The 14,227-nt window shown below is 69.2% G+C and carries 11 protein-coding genes; 2 read left to right on the top strand and 9 right to left on the bottom strand.

Annotated elements, in window-relative coordinates; all coding sequences use genetic code 11:
- Positions 1-41 precede the first annotated feature (41 nt).
- From EHF44_RS19885 to EHF44_RS19875, 3 genes are all read right to left on the bottom strand, one after another.
- On the bottom strand, positions 42-3,440 hold the full coding sequence (locus tag EHF44_RS19885) for an ATP-binding protein (RefSeq protein ID WP_124685457.1): 3,399 nt from the start codon (positions 3,438-3,440) through the stop codon (positions 42-44).
- A 6-nt stretch (positions 3,441-3,446) separates the two neighbouring features.
- A complete protein-coding gene (locus EHF44_RS19880) occupies positions 3,447-4,091 on the bottom strand; it encodes a response regulator transcription factor (RefSeq protein ID WP_124685456.1) in 645 nt (214 codons plus the stop codon).
- A 319-nt stretch (positions 4,092-4,410) separates the two neighbouring features.
- Positions 4,411-5,346: a hypothetical protein gene (locus EHF44_RS19875; protein ID WP_172966138.1), complete on the bottom strand. Its 936-nt coding sequence runs from the start codon at positions 5,344-5,346 to the stop codon at positions 4,411-4,413.
- 317 nt (positions 5,347-5,663) lie between these two features.
- Between EHF44_RS19875 and EHF44_RS19870 the strand changes: the two genes are divergently transcribed.
- Positions 5,664-5,915 (top strand): hypothetical protein, encoded by a 252-nt coding sequence (locus EHF44_RS19870; RefSeq protein WP_124685455.1) that lies wholly within the window; start codon positions 5,664-5,666, stop codon positions 5,913-5,915.
- 33 nt (positions 5,916-5,948) lie between these two features.
- Here the strand turns inward: EHF44_RS19870 and EHF44_RS19865 are convergent, their stop codons facing one another.
- The 5 genes from EHF44_RS19865 to EHF44_RS19845 form a co-directional block, all read right to left on the bottom strand.
- Complete coding sequence (locus tag EHF44_RS19865) at positions 5,949-6,392, bottom strand: BLUF domain-containing protein (protein ID WP_124685454.1); 444 nt, start codon at positions 6,390-6,392, stop codon at positions 5,949-5,951.
- 28 nt (positions 6,393-6,420) lie between these two features.
- Positions 6,421-7,143: a GTP cyclohydrolase I gene (folE, locus tag EHF44_RS19860; RefSeq protein ID WP_124685453.1), complete on the bottom strand. Its 723-nt coding sequence runs from the start codon at positions 7,141-7,143 to the stop codon at positions 6,421-6,423.
- Positions 7,144-7,220: 77 nt separating this feature from the next.
- Positions 7,221-8,489, bottom strand: a complete 1,269-nt coding sequence (locus EHF44_RS19855; RefSeq protein WP_124685452.1) for an arsenic transporter — start codon at positions 8,487-8,489, stop codon at positions 7,221-7,223.
- An 8-nt stretch (positions 8,490-8,497) separates the two neighbouring features.
- Positions 8,498-10,549 (bottom strand): penicillin-binding protein 1A, encoded by a 2,052-nt coding sequence (locus EHF44_RS19850; protein WP_437340344.1) that lies wholly within the window; start codon positions 10,547-10,549, stop codon positions 8,498-8,500.
- A gap of 10 nt (positions 10,550-10,559) precedes the next feature.
- On the bottom strand, positions 10,560-11,453 hold the full coding sequence (locus tag EHF44_RS19845) for an alpha/beta hydrolase (RefSeq protein WP_124685450.1): 894 nt from the start codon (positions 11,451-11,453) through the stop codon (positions 10,560-10,562).
- 149 nt (positions 11,454-11,602) lie between these two features.
- Here EHF44_RS19845 and EHF44_RS19840 point away from each other — a divergent pair, with 149 nt between their 5' ends.
- Positions 11,603-11,836: a hypothetical protein gene (locus EHF44_RS19840; protein WP_124685449.1), complete on the top strand. Its 234-nt coding sequence runs from the start codon at positions 11,603-11,605 to the stop codon at positions 11,834-11,836.
- Between the two features lie 8 nt (positions 11,837-11,844).
- Here EHF44_RS19840 and bglX read toward each other — a convergent pair whose 3' ends face one another.
- The gene (gene bglX, locus EHF44_RS19835; protein ID WP_172966194.1) at positions 11,845-14,169 is read right to left on the bottom strand and encodes a beta-glucosidase BglX; all 2,325 of its coding nucleotides are present in this window, start codon (positions 14,167-14,169) and stop codon (positions 11,845-11,847) included.
- Positions 14,170-14,227 lie beyond the last annotated feature (58 nt).

Below are 14,227 nucleotides of genomic sequence, written 5' to 3'. Positions count from 1 at the left end.
GTCCGGCGCGCCGCCCTGTGCAAATGCGTGGCGCATCCGCGCTACGGCGCCGTGGCCGCCGGCACCCCGCCACCGGCCGGATCGCCGGCGCCGTCCTGCTGGAACGCCAGCACGGCCGCATGCAGCGCGCCGCCGGCCTCCGCGATGGCTTCCGACCAGCCCTGCTCCTGCTCGCACAGCGCCTCCACGGCCCGGCACAGCGCCACGGTGTCGTGCTCCGCGACGATCAGGAACGCGCCCGCCGAGCGGTGCGCCCAATGCTGCAGCGCCACCGGATCGTGCCGCAGCAGGATGTCGGCCAGCTCCGGCTCGTCGGCCAGCAGATGCTGGCGCAGGATGCCCCGGTAGCGGGCCAGTTCGGCGGGCGGGATCGGCGGGTCATCGTCGGCCGGGTCGGCGTAGTCGGCAAGGTCGGGGGATTCCACCGGGGCCGGGATGGCCTGCAGCGCCTGTTCCAGCGCCTTGAGCGACGCGGGTTTGGCGACATGCCCGGCGAACCCGCGAGCGCGCCAGTCCTCGGCCTGATCGCTGGTCGTCACGGCGCTGAACGCCAGCACCGGCAGCGACGGATGCGCGGCCCGTATCGCGCCCAGCAGCGCATAGCCATCCATCACCGGCATGTGGATGTCGGTCAGCACGGCGTCGAACCGGGCGTGCTCCAGCGTCGACAGCGCCTGCCGGCCATCGCCGACGACCACCGGGTCCCAGCCCAGCGTGTCGAGCTGTTCCGCCACCAGCATCTGGTTCAGCACGTTGTCCTCGGCCACCAGGATGCTGCGGCGGGGCAGGGCGGGATCGCGGGCGGGCGCCACCGGCGCCGCGTCCGCCGCCGTCAGGGCCGGTGCCGCCTCGTCGTTCAGCGCCGCGAGGGTGCCGGCCAGGATCGCGTCATGGCTGAACGTCGACACCTCGTAGACGCCATCGCCGCGCGCCGCGGGTTGTTCCGGGCCGTCGCGCGTCACCCAGACCACGTTGGCCGGATGCTGCCGACGCAGTGTGTCGAGCGTGTCGCGCCCGTACTCGCCCGTGACCACGAGGATGTGGGGCCGGTTGGCGCGCAGCCATGCCTGCGCGGTGTCGAACCGGTGGAACGTATCGACCCGCCAGCCCGCGCGCTCCAGCCAGGCCTGCAGCACGGTCCCAGATTCGGTTTCCTGGCACAGCACCATCGCGCGCGTGCCCCGCGCCACCGGCTCGGGCGCCGGCAGCGCCGCGGCGGCGGCCCCCAGCGGCACGGCCATCGTGAACGCGGTACCCACGCCTTCCACGCTCTCCACGGTGATATGCCCGTTCATCAGCTCCGTTAGCCGCGCGCAGATCGACAGGCCCAGGCCCGTGCCGCCATAGCGCGCCGACGTACTGGCCTCGCCCTGCACGAACGGGTGGAAGATGCGCGCCACCAGCGCCGGCGGCATGCCGATGCCGGAATCGCGCACGCGGCAGACCAGCACGCTGCGCTCCTGCGTGTCCGTGGTCATCTCCGCGCTCAGCGTGATCTTGCCGCACGACGTGAACTTGAACGCGTTGCTGAGCAGGTTGTTGACGATCTGCGCGATGCGCGTGCGGTCTCCCACCACCATCGTGTCCAGCGACGGCGACAGATGCACGTAGAAGCGCACCGGCTTGTCCTGCACCATCGGCGCGTACGACATCGCCAGGCTTTCCAGGTCGGCGATGGGCCGGAACGGCTCGTTGACCAGCTTCATCTCGCCGGCATCGATCTTCGAGAAATCGAGGATGTCATTGACGATGCGCTGCAGCCCTTCTGAGGCCACCTGCAGCGCCCGCAGCCGCGCCGCGTGGGGTGCCAGGCCGTCGGCGCGCGTCAGCAGTTCGATATTGCCCAGCAGCGCGTTCAGCGGCGTGCGGATCTCGTGGCTCATCGACGCAAAGAAGTTCGACCGCGCCCGCATCATCGACTCGGCCGTCTCACGCGCCGTGCGTAGCTGCGATTCGAGCTGGTGCTGCGCGGTGATGTCCTGGACGGCGCAGAACAGCACCGCCTCGTCCCGGTACGTGGCCGGGGCGCAGGTCACCTGCAGGAACTGGGTGGCCGATTCGGCCGGCGCGAACGCAGCGGGCACGGTCACCTGCGTGATCGACGCCGCCGGCTGCCTGTCCGCCGGCGCGCGGCGCCGCAGCGCATCCATGATGTGGGCCGGCATGCGCGCGCCCTGGCCGTGGCCCAGCAACTGATCGGCCACCGCGTTCGACGTCAGGATCGATTCGTCCTGCTGCCGCACGATGCACAGGCCCACCGGCGTGGCACTGACCAGGATATGGCTGATCGTCTCGCTTTCCAGCGCCCGCGCGGCTTCGGCGTGGCTGCGCCGCAGCAGGTGGATGTCCCAGTAGCGCGCCGTCAGCACGATGCCGGCGATCAGCAGCAGCCCCGCGCCGAGGATCACGGCCAGTTCCGTGGCAATCGATCCGAACAGCGTGCCATAGGGCAGGAAATAGACGAGGGAGCCGAAGTCCGGCTTGAGCGGCTGCACGAGCAGCAGGCCGTCGCGGGTCAGCGCGGGCGCGTCCGATGTCGAGTCGCCCGCATGTTGCAGCACACGCGCCGCCACGGCGGGCTTCACGGTCGGCGAGACGTCGATGATGGCGTTGTCGCGGTTCCGCAGCCACAGGACGGCAGGCATGTCCGGCCGTTCCAGGCTCGCCAGGAACGACGCGGCGGGCAGGCTGACGGCGGCCAGCGGCAGCGCACCGGTCGCGCCGGCCCGCGCGCCCAGCACGGCGATCACGGCGGGCCCGTGTACCGTCGGATCGTCGACCGGACCGACCCAGCGCGGACCGGCATCGGCGCTGCCCGACTGGCCGGCGTGCCGCACCAGGCTGTCGCGCAAGGCGGCTACCTCGCCGGCCTGCGGCTGTTGCGCTGCCGGAAAGCCGGACGGCGACAGCAGGATCGCGTACGCCCCGCCGGGATCGACGACATAGGCGCGCTGGTCGAGCTGGAACGCCATTTGCGTCGTCAGCGTGGCCGTGGCGATCTGCTGGAGCTGCCAGACCTTGCGCGGCAGCGCGTCGCCCCATTCGCGGCGCGTGGCCTCGGGCACCAGCAGCACGTATCGGCCATCGGCCGACCGTGCCGAGCCCGACTGCCGCACCTGCGCCAGCAGGGCCGCGTCCGGCGGCGCGTCGATGCTGGCGCCCAGGTAGTAGTCGATCGTCAGCGCCGTGCGGCGCAGGAACGATGCCTGGCTCTGTAACTGCAACGAAATCGTGCTGACGTACTGCGCGATCTGCCCGCGCCGGACGTCGAGGTGCCGCGCCGCTGCCAGCCCGGCCAGCAGCAGGCCGGACACGATGACGATGGCGATCAGCAGGCCGACCGTGGCGTAGTAGAGGTGCTGCTGGCGGCGGGCGTTGCGGGCGAGGGAGGCAAAGGCTTGCGCAAGGGATTCCTGCGTGCGGTCGAGAATCTGCTGCATGGCGCGTCAGATCAGTCCATTCTCGTAGGCGTAGCGGATCAGGTCCGTATTGGTCTGCACGTTGAGCTTGCGCATTGCCACGGTCTTCTGGCTGGAGATCGTGCTGACCGACCGGCCCAGCTTGTTGGCAATCTCGCTGAGCTGGAAGCCTTGCGCGTACAGGCGCACCACCTCCAGTTCGCGCAGCGTCAGTTCGGTATTGGGGGCGGCGGAGGCCACGCCGTCCAGCACGGCCCGGATGGAGGGAGAGTAGAAGTTGCCGTGGCTGACCGTCACGTGGATGCAGGCGCGGACGATCTCGTCGAGGTCGTCTTCCTTGCTGACGAAGGCGCGGGCGCCGAGCTTCATGGCGCGCACGATGACGCCGGGGTTGTTCTGCGCGCTGACGATCACGATGCGCGTATCGGGGTAGAGCCGCGTCAGCCGGCGCAGCAGGTTGAAGCCGTCAAGCGAGGCATCGCCGTGCCCCATGCTGAAATCGGTGACCGCGACATCCACCGGATTCTGGGCCAGCGCGCCAATCAGTTCGCTGCCGTTCGTGCATTCGCATTTGACCTGGAAGCCCGGTGTGCGCTGAAGGCAGTCGCGCAGGGCTGTGACGACGAGCGGATGGTCGTCCGCCAGTGCGACCCGGATGGTTTTTGCAGGCATGCCTCGGTGTCCTTTTCGCAGACAAGGTGGCGCACCCGCCGGCGCGCAACCTGAGTTCGTGCTTTCGCAAGCATAGGAATAACTCCATCTCGAAGACGCGCACGATCACGCGATGCGAACGATTGAGCGCGCAGTATTCGATGGAGCCGGAGAAGCTATCGTGGATATCGTTGAAACAGCGTAAATCTACGAGTAAAACCCCGTGACGGAACGATAGCGTATTGGCAGCAAATCGAGCCGTGCATCGGATCTGTCGCATTCTGATGTTTCAGCGACGCGAGAGAAATCGCAATTCAACTAGTTTTCGCCGATGCGTGCGTCACAGGATCGGTTCCTGCAAATGCCGCGACTGCTTGGCCAGCGAATCGGTCAGCCCGCGGTACTGCGGCAGGACGCGGCTGACACGTTCGATAAAGCCGGCGCAGCGCTGCGAGCGCACCGGCGCGCTGGGCCGCACCAGCATCGCGGCCGGATGCGACATGGCCGGATGCTTGGCCAGCGCGTCGGGCAGGCGGTCCAGCCCGCGCAGGCGCATCAGCATCAGCAGCTCGATTGGCATGGTCTGTTCGACGGGATGATCGAAATCAAAAAGCGACTCGTCGCTATCGCGGCTGGTCTGCATCAGATGCCGGTCGGCCAGCTCGAAAGCCAGCGGCATGAACACCTCGTCCGGGGCCTGCCATTGTTCGACGATGCGCGCCAGCAGCGCATCGCACTTGTGGAACACGGTCTGGGGCACCGTCACGTCGAGCGCCTGGCCGGCCACGCCGACGATCATCCCGGTCATGCCGCCGAGCGGGTGGGGCGCGGCGCCCTCGGCATCGACGCCGAACCAGGACTTCAGCGCGAACGCCGCAAGGTCCTGCCAGTCCAGCGCGAGCAGCATCGCCAGTTGCAGCGACATGTCGCGCTCGTAGGTCTGCCGGCGGGTCGGGCCGCTCCATTGTTCCTTGTGCAGCGCCAGGGCATGGGTGCCGGCCAGCGACTCCACGACGCCAAGCTGCAGCGACAGCCAGTTCGGCGCCGGACAGGTCTCCGTCCGGTTCAGTTCGATCGCGCGCCACTGCCGCAACCGGCCCAGCCAGAACATCGCGCGCGCCGCGCGCGGCACCGGCACGGCGGCCGGCGTGGTCATGAAGACTGTGAGCGTGTCCCGGTACATCCCATGCAGGGCATCCGCCTGCGCCTGCGCCGTATGGAAGAGGCTCTGACGCCGTTGCTCGCCTTCAATTTCGTGAGTGGTCTTCTTCCGCATTTGTCGTGCCCGTGAGGATGGAGATAGGGAATGTCGACACTACGAGTGGAGGCAAATCGGGTCTATCGGCATTTGTTTAAATTCACCGCAAAGCGTGCGGCCGCCGTCCACCATGGGTCACGAACACGACAGATTTCCGGCCGGCCCGGAGCCACCCGACGGCGGAATTTAAGGAAACGGTTAGGTGGAAAAGCCCCAGCCGAAGTGGCGCCGACGGATCAATACATCCGGTGGCCGCAGGGTCTTTCGCAGTGCGTCACGGCCACGCGCGAAAAGTGGCATGCTGGGGCCGGCGGGACCCGGAGCGGAGGTGTGCCATGACGATGCGTCGATTCGAGGAGTTTCCCCCCGAGGAACAGCAGGACGTCGAGGCCGTGTTCAGGCAGGTGGGGATGGCGATGCAGGAATTCGAGATTTCCGATGCCAATGGCAGCGCCGCCCGCCAGGTGACGGTGCGCCGACAGCGCACCGGGGCGGAGAGCGTCTACGACGCCGGCCCAGGCACGTCGTGGATCGAGGAATTCGAAAGCGACCTGGAATGCGGCCTGTTCGGCCAGCTCTCTCAGTAGGGCGCGCTGGGCGCCGCGCGGCAAGCGGCGGGGTCAGCCCCGCCCGCGCTCGTGGCTGCGGCCCACGATCGACGCGCCCGCGATCAATTCCTGCAACAGCGCCAGCGACGCCGCGCCGGGCATCCGGTACGGGTCGAGCTCGCCCTGCGCCGAATACTTGAGCAGCGTGGCCGCGTTGATCTTGCCGGCGTTGACGCGGCCCATCGACCACCCGGAGAACGCACGCTCGGCGATCTCCTCGTAGTGCAGCAGCACCACGTCATGGTGGCGGGCGTCCTGGCCGATGTTCAGGTAGAGCCGCGACACCGCCTCGCGGCTGCCCTCCAGCGCCTGCAGGAAGATGCTGTTGCTGTGGCACAGCACGCCGGTCACGCCGTGGCGCGGGTTGTTGGCCAGGCTGGTTTCGAGGATGGCATCCAGCACGTCGGCGCTCAGGGGCTCCCTGGCGCGGCTGGCGTAGAGCAGGCGAACTAGCATCGGTCGGCCTCTTGCGGTTCCGGGCGGGTCAGCGCCGGTTCAGGTTCAGCAGCGTCAGGAATTCCCGGCGCAGCTTGTCGTCCTTCAGGAACGAGCCGCGCATCACGCTGTTGGTCATCTTGGCGTCGGTGTCGCGCACGCCGCGCCAGTGCATGCAGAAGTGCTCGGCCTCCATCACGATGGCCAGCCCGTCCGGGTTCATCTTTTCCTGGAGCAGGTCCGCCACCTGGGCCACGGCCTCCTCCTGGATCTGCGGGCGGCACATCACCCACTCGGCCAGCCGCGCGTACTTGGACAGGCCGATCAGGTTCGAATGCCGGTTCGGCATCACGCCCACCCAGAGGCTGCCGATGATCGGGCACAGGTGGTGCGAGCACGCGCTGCGCACGCGGATGGGGCCGACGATCATCAGCTCGTTGAGCTGCTCGACGTTTGGAAACTCGGTGACCTGCGGCGCCTTGGCATAGCGGCCCGCAAAGATCTCCTTGAGGTACATCTTGGCCACGCGGCGCGCGGTCTCACGCGTGTTGTGGTCCTGGTCGACATCGATCACCAGCGTGCGCAGCACTTCCTCCATGCGGGCCTCCACCTCGGCCTGCAGGGCGTCCAGTTCGCCGTGCTCGATATGGCGGGCGATGTTGTCGTTGGCGTGGAAGCGTTCGCCGGAGGCGGCGATGCGGGCGCGGATGCGGTCCGATACGGGCGTCGGGGTGGCGGGCCTGGCCCCGTCGGGGTGTTCCTTGTGTGACATGTGCGGCGCCGATGGTCAGGCGGATAGGGCGCTCGGTGCGCGGTGCTTCACTATAAGCGAAAACGGTACGCCGGGGCTCAGCGCAGCACGGCCAGCGCGGGCAGCAGCGCCAGCGGCATCACGATGGCGCCGGTCTTCAGGAACGTGCCGGCGCCAATGGCATGGCCCTCGCGGCGCAGCGCGGTCAGCCACAGCAGCGTGGCCAGCGACCCCGTGACCGACAGGTTCGGGCCAAGGTCCACGCCGATCAGCACCGCCGCCGTCACCGTGTCCGACGCATGGCCGGCGGCCAGCGCCGACGCCGCGAACAGCCCGGCCGGCAGGTTGTTGACGATGTTGCTGACCACACCCACCAGCGCGCCCGCCACGCCGGCGCCCAGCACGGCGTCGGAGCCGTGCCGGGCCGACAGTTCGCGCACCCAGTGCGCGAGTTGATCGGTCAAGCCGGTCTGCGCCAGGCCGGCCACCAGCACGAACAGGCCGGCGACCATCGGCAGCACGCCCCACGACACCTCGGCCAGCGCCGGGCGCAGCAGCCGGGGCTGCGTGGCGCAGACGGCCAGCAGCGTCGCCGCGCCGCTCAGGAACGTGGGCCAGCCCAGATCGCGGCCCAGCAGCGACGCGGTCAGCAGCGCCACGCCGGTCAGCACGATGCCGGCGGCCGTCAGCCACGCCTGAACGGACAGCGGCGGGGTCTCGACGTCCTGGGCAATCGGCTCGTCCAGCGCCTTGCGCTGCGTCCAGTACAGCGCCAGGAACGTCATGACGATGGCGACGACCGACGGCAGCGTGAAGCGCGCCAGCCAGCTCATCAGCGGCGGCATGCGCTCGCCGAACAGCACGAGGTTGGCCGGGTTCGAGATCGGCAGCACGAAGCTGGCCGCGTTGGCGATGAACGCGCAGGCGTAGAGGTAGGGCAGCGGATGCCGCACGCGCGCCGCGCGCGTGGCGGCCAGCACGGCCGGCGTGAGCACCACGGCGGTGGCGTCGTTCGACATGAACGCGGTCACCGCGATGCCAAAGCCGTAGACCAGCACAAACAGCCGCCGGGCCGACCCCCGCGCGCTGCGCACGGCCAGCGCGGCCACGTGGTCGAACAGGCCGGTCTTCCGCGCCAGCTCGGAGATCAGCATCATGCCGGCCAGGAAAAGGTAGACGTCGTTGCCGCGCGCCACGGCTTGCAGCGCGTCGCGCCACGGCAGCAGGCCGGCCACGCACAGCAGCACGGCGCCCGCCATGGCCCAGAACGGCTCGGGCAGGCGGAACGGGCGGAACAGCACGCCAGCGGTGGCCAGCGCGGCAACCGCCCAGATCATCGGTGTGGCGTATGCGGCCGATGCGGTCATGACAGCCTTCAGAGAGCAGGTGCGAGCGGAGCGCTGGCGGCCGCCGGTGCGCCGAGCGCGGCCGGCGTGGGCGTGGCGAGGGATGGAGTGCCGGGCATCGCGCCCGTGGCAGGCACGTCCGGCACCGCAGGCGGCGGCGGGAAGCCGAGCGAGGCCAGGCCGTGCGACCCGTCGGCATTCTCGGCATAGGCCCAGTCGTTGTTCATCCGCGCCAGTTGCGGCGGCGCCGGAAAGTCGGTCGTCGGCACGCCGGCGAGCCGGCCTTCCATGTAGGCGGCCCAGATCGGCAGCGCGGTGGTGGCGCCGAATTCGCGGCGGCCCAGGCTGCGGTTGTCGTCGTAGCCCATCCAGGCCACCGTGACCACCTGTCCGGCGTAGCCCGCGAACCAGCCGTCGACCGAATCGTTGGTGGTGCCGGTCTTGCCCGCCACGTCGTCGCGCCGCAGATAGCGGCGCACACCGGCGCCGGTGCCTTCGTCCACCACGCTCTGGAGCAGGCTGTTCATGACGAACGCATTGCGCGCCGAAATCACGCGCGGCGGTTCGGCGGTATCGGCGGAGAACAGCACGTTGCCGTCGCCGTCGGTGATTTTCTCGATCAGGTAGGGCTCGATGCGGTGGCCCTGGTTGGCGAACACGCCATAGGCGGCGGCCAGACGCAGCGGCGACGTGGTGCCGGTGCCCAGCGCCATCGGCAGGTATGGCGGCAGCTTGCGAGCCGAGAAGCCGAACTTGCCCGCGAAATCGATCGCGTACGAGATGCCGATGGCCTGCAGCGTCCGGATGGCCGGCAGGTTGCGCGACTCGGCCAGCGCCTCGCGCATGGTGATCGGCCCGACAAAGCGCCCGTCGTCGTTCGACGGCTGCCAGCGTGGCGAGTTTTCGAGCGGCGCGTCGTTGATCAGCGTGCCTGGCGAGATGCCGCGCTCCAGCGCCGCCGAGTAGATGAACGGCTTGAACGTCGAGCCCGGCTGGCGCTGCGCCTGCGTGGCGTGGTTGAAGCGGCTGGTGGCAAAGTCGGTGCCGCCGACCATCGCCTCGATGGCCCCGGTGCGGGCGTCCAGCGAGACCAGCGCGGCCTGCGGCATCGGCACCGTGGCGGCCTTGCCGGTGCCATGGCGCTTGCCGTAGCGCTCGATGCCGGCGCGCACGGCGTCGTAGGCCATGGTCTGGTGCATTGCCGAGACCGTGGTGTAGACGTTCAGGCCGCGCGTGTAGGCGTCGTCGCCAAAGCGGTCATGCGCGAGCTGGCGCGCCAGTTCCGCCACGTACCCGGCGTGGCCGTCGAAGCGGCCGTTGGCGTCGCGGTTGACCACGATCTGCGCGTTGCGCGCGTCGCGGTACTCGTCCTGCGTGATCATGCCCAGCGCCAGCATGCGGCCCAGCACGTACTCCTGCCGGCGCTTGGCGCGCGGCAGGTTGACCATCGGGTTCATCGTGGAGGGCGCCTTGGGCAGGCCGGCCAGCATGGCCGTCTCGGCCAGCGACAGCCGCGCCAGCGGCTTGCCGAAGTAGGTCTGCGCGGCGCTGCCGAAGCCGTACGCGTGCTCGCCCAGGTACACCTGGTTCATGTACAGCTCCAGGATGCGGTCCTTGGACAGCGAGCGGTCGATCTGGAACGCCAGCAGAATCTCGTACCACTTGCGCGCCAGCGTCTTCTCGCGGGACAGGTAGAAGTTGCGCGCCACCTGCATCGTGATCGTGGACGCGCCCTGTGCGTAGCCTTCGCCGATATTGGCCAGCGCGGCCCGGACCAGCCCCGCCACGTCGACGCCGACGTGGTGGTAGAACTGGTCGTCCTCGGCCGCCAGCAGCGCGTCGGACATCCGTTTGGGCATCTGCTCGATCGGGATGAACTCGCGGTGCTCGGTGCCGAATTCGCCGATCTGCACGTCGTCGCGCGTGAAGATGCGCAGCGGCACCTGGGGGCGATAGTCGCGCAGCGCGTCGACCGGGGGCAGTTGCCGCAGGCTGACCAGCGCGGCGAAACCGGCCACCAGCACGCCGGCGGCAGCCAGCGCCGCCGTGACGCCCGCCGCCTTGACTACGATTTTTTTCATGGCGCGCATTCTACCGCGCGGCGGAAAGCGGCAACGGCATGCCGGTATCGGTCAGGTCGGCCGGCGGCGGCTGGGGCACCCGCTGCGGTGGCTGATGCGGCACACCCTGGGCAAACTCGCAGAGCGCCACCCAGGTTTCGGGCCGCTCGACAATCGTGTAGTGGTCGGTGCCGGCGATGGTCTGCACGGCCACCGGGCCCGGCCAGGCGGCCATCAGGCGCTCCGAGCACTCGTGCGGCACCACGTCGTCGATCTCGGCCAGCAGCACCTTCGTGCTCTGCACCACCTTCTTGCAGTGGGAAATCGAATCGAAATGGTGGCGCATGAGCTGGCGCAGCGGCACTAGCGGAAAGCGCTTGCGCACGATTTCCAGCAGCGAGTCGTAGGGGGTGATGAGCTGCAGGCTCTCGAAATCCTGCAGGTCGGCAAGCTGGATCGCCACGCCGGTGCCCAGCGAGCGGCCCACCACGTGCACCCGCACGCCGGGAAACGCGCGGCGGATATGCAGCAGGAACTGGCTGGCGTCGGCCACGGCGGCGGCCTCCGACGGCATGCCGTCGGAATGGCCCAGCCCGCGGTAGTCGAACGTGGCGAAGCCCATGCCGGCCGGCAGCCATTTCATGAACTGCAGCGTGTCCAGCACGTCCTCGCCGCGCCCGGGCAGGTAGAACAGCAGGTCGCGCACGCCCTCGTGGTCGGCGTGGTAGGTGTAGCCGCGGAACAGCCCGCCCGGCACGGGGTGCGAGTAGGCGTCGATGCCTTCGGGCAGGTCGCGGGGCGGGCGGCGGCGCGCGTCGAACAGCAGCCGCTCCTGGTTGACGGCGAGATAGGTCCAGTAGCAGGCGAAGCCGCCGGCGGTCAGCAGCGACGCGGCCAGCGTTCTGCGCAGAAACGACGATGACATGGGGGCGTGAAGGAGGTCATGGGCGCGGACGGTCATGCGCGTCCAGCGTACCCGAAAATCCGGCAATGCGGCGTTGGACCCGGCCGGCCGGCCGCAAGTTCTTGTACGATATGCCGCATATCGAACCAAGGCCGCCGGGGGGCTGTTGCATGAACGACGAACAGAAACGCGCCGAAGAGGCGCAGGCGATGGAGCGCGTGGTCAACGCCACGCGCCAGGTGCAGGTGGCGTTCACCGCGCTGCAAGGCCAGTATCCGCCGCAGGGTAGCGGCAAGCCGTCGAAGATCGCGCTGCAGACCTTCGACGCCGCGCTCCAGGCGCTGGAAGACGCCCAGGCGGCGTTCGACGAGGTGCTGAACGACCTGCTCGACGGCAATCGCTGAGGCGCGGGTCACTCCAGCGTGAACCTTGCCTCCTTCACCGTCGCGGAGTCGAGCCCGACCTGGACGTTGAAGTCGCCGGGCTCGGCCACGTAGTCGAGCCGGGCGTCGTAGAACTTGAGCATCGCCTCGTCGATCGGGAATTCGACCACGCGCGATTCGCCCGGCGCCAGCATGACCTTGCGGAAGCCCTTGAGCTCCTTGAGCGGGCGCACGGTTGACGCCATCACGTCCTGCACGTAGAGCTGCACCACGGTCTCGCCCGCGCGGTCGCCGGTGTTGCGCACGGTCACGCTGGCGGTCAGGCGGCCGTTGCGGGCCAGCTTGCCGGCCGACAGGCGGATGTCCGACAGGCTGAACGTCGTGTAGCTCAGGCCGTAGCCGAACGGGTAGAGCGGCCCGTATTCTTCCTCGAAGTACTGCGACGTGTAGTTGGGCGCCTTGCCCGGCGTGAACGGCCGGCCGATGCGCGGCGCGTTGTAGTACGTCGGGATCTGGCCGAGCGAGCGCGGGAACGTGATCGGCAGCTTGCCGGACGGGTTGGCGTCGCCGAACAGCAGGTCGGCGATGGCGTGCCCGCCCTCGGTGCCGGGGTACCACGCTTCCAGGATCGCGTCGGCGTTTTCCTTCTCCCAGTTGATCGTCAGCGGGCGGCCGTTCATCAGCACCACCACCAGCGGCTTGCCGGTGGTCTTAAGCGCCTTGAGCAGCGTGAGCTGGCTGCCGGTCAACCCCAGGCTGGAGCGGCTGGACGCCTCGTGCGACATGCCGCGCGTCTCGCCCACGGCCACCACGATCGTGTCGGCGCCGCGCGCCACGCGTACCGCTTCCTCGATCATGTCGCCGGCCGGGCGCTTGTCCTGCACCACTTCGGGGTTGTCCCAGTTCAGGAAGTTCAGGTAGCCCACCACGCGCGGGTCGTCGGTGATATTGGCGCCGCGCGCGTAGACGACCTGGCCCTTGCCGGCCAGCGCGTCGCGCATGCCCTGCAGCAGCGTGACCGACTGTTTGGCCACGCCCGCCGCCGACCAGCTTCCCATCATGTCGATCTGCGCGTCGGCCAGCGGGCCGATCACGGCCACGGTGCCGGCCTTCTTCAGCGGCAGCGTGCGGTTGCGGTTTTCCAGCAGGACCATCGACTTGCGCGCGGCGTCGCGGGCCTCGGCGCGGTGCAGGCGGCTGTCGGCGTTGACGTCGGCCGGGTCGGTCTGCGCGGTGCCGATGCGGCGGAACGGGTCATGGAACAGGCCCATGTCGTACTTGGCGCCCAGCACCTCGCGCACGGCGTCGTCGAGCAGCGCCATCGGCACCGCGCCGGACTTGACCAGCGTGGGCAATTGTTCCAGGTAGCGCGTGTCGGCCATGCTCATGTCGACGCCGGCCTCGATGGCCCGCTGCGCGGCCTCGCGGCCGTTGCTGGCCACGCCGTGGCGCAGCAGTTCGTCGATCGCGCCGTGGTCGCTCACGGTCACGCCCTTGAAGCCCCATTCCTTGCGCAGCAGGTCGCGCAGCAGCCACTTGTTCGACGTGGCCGGTTGGCCGTTGACCGAGTTCAGCGCGATCATCACGCCGCCGGCGCCGGCATCCAGCCCGGCCCGGTAGGGCGGCAGATAGTCGTTGTACATGCGCTGCGGGCTCATGTCGACGGTGTTGTAGTCGCGTCCGCCTTCCACGGCGCCGTACAGCGCGAAATGCTTGACGAAGGCCATCACGCTGTCCGCGTTGGCCGGCGAGCTGCCCTGGAAGCCCTTGACGCTGGCCCGCGAGCACTGCGAGACCAGGAACGGATCTTCGCCAAAGCCCTCGGACGTGCGGCCCCAGCGCGGGTCGCGCGAGATGTCGACCATCGGCGCAAACGTGGCGTCCAGCCCGTCGGACGCGGCTTCCAGGCCAGAGATGCGCGCGGCCTGCTCCACCACGCCCATGTCCCAGCTCGATGCCAGGCCCAGGCTGATCGGGAAGATGGTGCGATGGCCGTGCACCACGTCGTAGGCAAAGAAGATGGGAATCTTCAGGCGGCTGCGCGTGGCGGCTTCCTGCAGCGGGCGGTTGTCCTTGCGCGTGACCGAGTTGAACGTGCCGCCCACGCGGCCGGCCGTGATTTCCTCCATCAGCTTCGCGGCCGGCATCTCGGGGCCGATGCTGATGAGCCGGAGCTGGCCCACCTTCTCGTCGAGCGTCATGCGGGCGACGAGGTCGTTGACGAACGCCTGCTTGTCGGCCAGGGCGGGCGCGGCGGTGGTGTTGGCAGTGGCAGTGGCGGCGGCGGCGGGCGCGGCGCCGGCAAACAGCGGCGCGCAGGCAAGGCTGGCCGCGGCGGCCAGCAGGGAAAGCATTCGCATTGTTCGTTGTCTCGGATGGGCGCAGCGCCGGGATGTTCGCCCCGCCATGGTG

This window comes from Cupriavidus pauculus (assembly GCF_003854935.1).
Lineage (GTDB): Bacteria > Pseudomonadota > Gammaproteobacteria > Burkholderiales > Burkholderiaceae > Cupriavidus > Cupriavidus pauculus_C.
The sequence above is the reverse complement of the archived record's forward strand: the minus strand, read 5'-3'. Positions and strand labels throughout refer to the sequence as shown.

Bases quoted from the DNA above. Each gene is read 5' to 3' on its own strand.
- EHF44_RS19885 (WP_124685457.1), bottom strand. From the start codon at position 3,440: ATGCAGCAGATTCTCGACCGCACGCAGGAATCCCTTGCGCAAGCCTTT.
- EHF44_RS19880 (WP_124685456.1), bottom strand. From the start codon at position 4,091: ATGCCTGCAAAAACCATCCGGGTCGCACTGGCGGACGACCATCCGCTC.
- EHF44_RS19875 (WP_172966138.1), bottom strand. From the start codon at position 5,346: ATGCGGAAGAAGACCACTCACGAAATTGAAGGCGAGCAACGGCGTCAG.
- EHF44_RS19870 (WP_124685455.1), top strand. From the start codon at position 5,664: ATGACGATGCGTCGATTCGAGGAGTTTCCCCCCGAGGAACAGCAGGAC.
- EHF44_RS19865 (WP_124685454.1), bottom strand. From the start codon at position 6,392: ATGCTAGTTCGCCTGCTCTACGCCAGCCGCGCCAGGGAGCCCCTGAGC.
- folE (WP_124685453.1), bottom strand. From the start codon at position 7,143: ATGTCACACAAGGAACACCCCGACGGGGCCAGGCCCGCCACCCCGACG.
- EHF44_RS19855 (WP_124685452.1), bottom strand. From the start codon at position 8,489: ATGACCGCATCGGCCGCATACGCCACACCGATGATCTGGGCGGTTGCC.
- EHF44_RS19850 (WP_437340344.1), bottom strand. From the start codon at position 10,549: ATGAAAAAAATCGTAGTCAAGGCGGCGGGCGTCACGGCGGCGCTGGCT.
- EHF44_RS19845 (WP_124685450.1), bottom strand. From the start codon at position 11,453: ATGTCATCGTCGTTTCTGCGCAGAACGCTGGCCGCGTCGCTGCTGACC.
- EHF44_RS19840 (WP_124685449.1), top strand. From the start codon at position 11,603: ATGAACGACGAACAGAAACGCGCCGAAGAGGCGCAGGCGATGGAGCGC.
- bglX (WP_172966194.1), bottom strand. From the start codon at position 14,169: ATGCTTTCCCTGCTGGCCGCCGCGGCCAGCCTTGCCTGCGCGCCGCTG.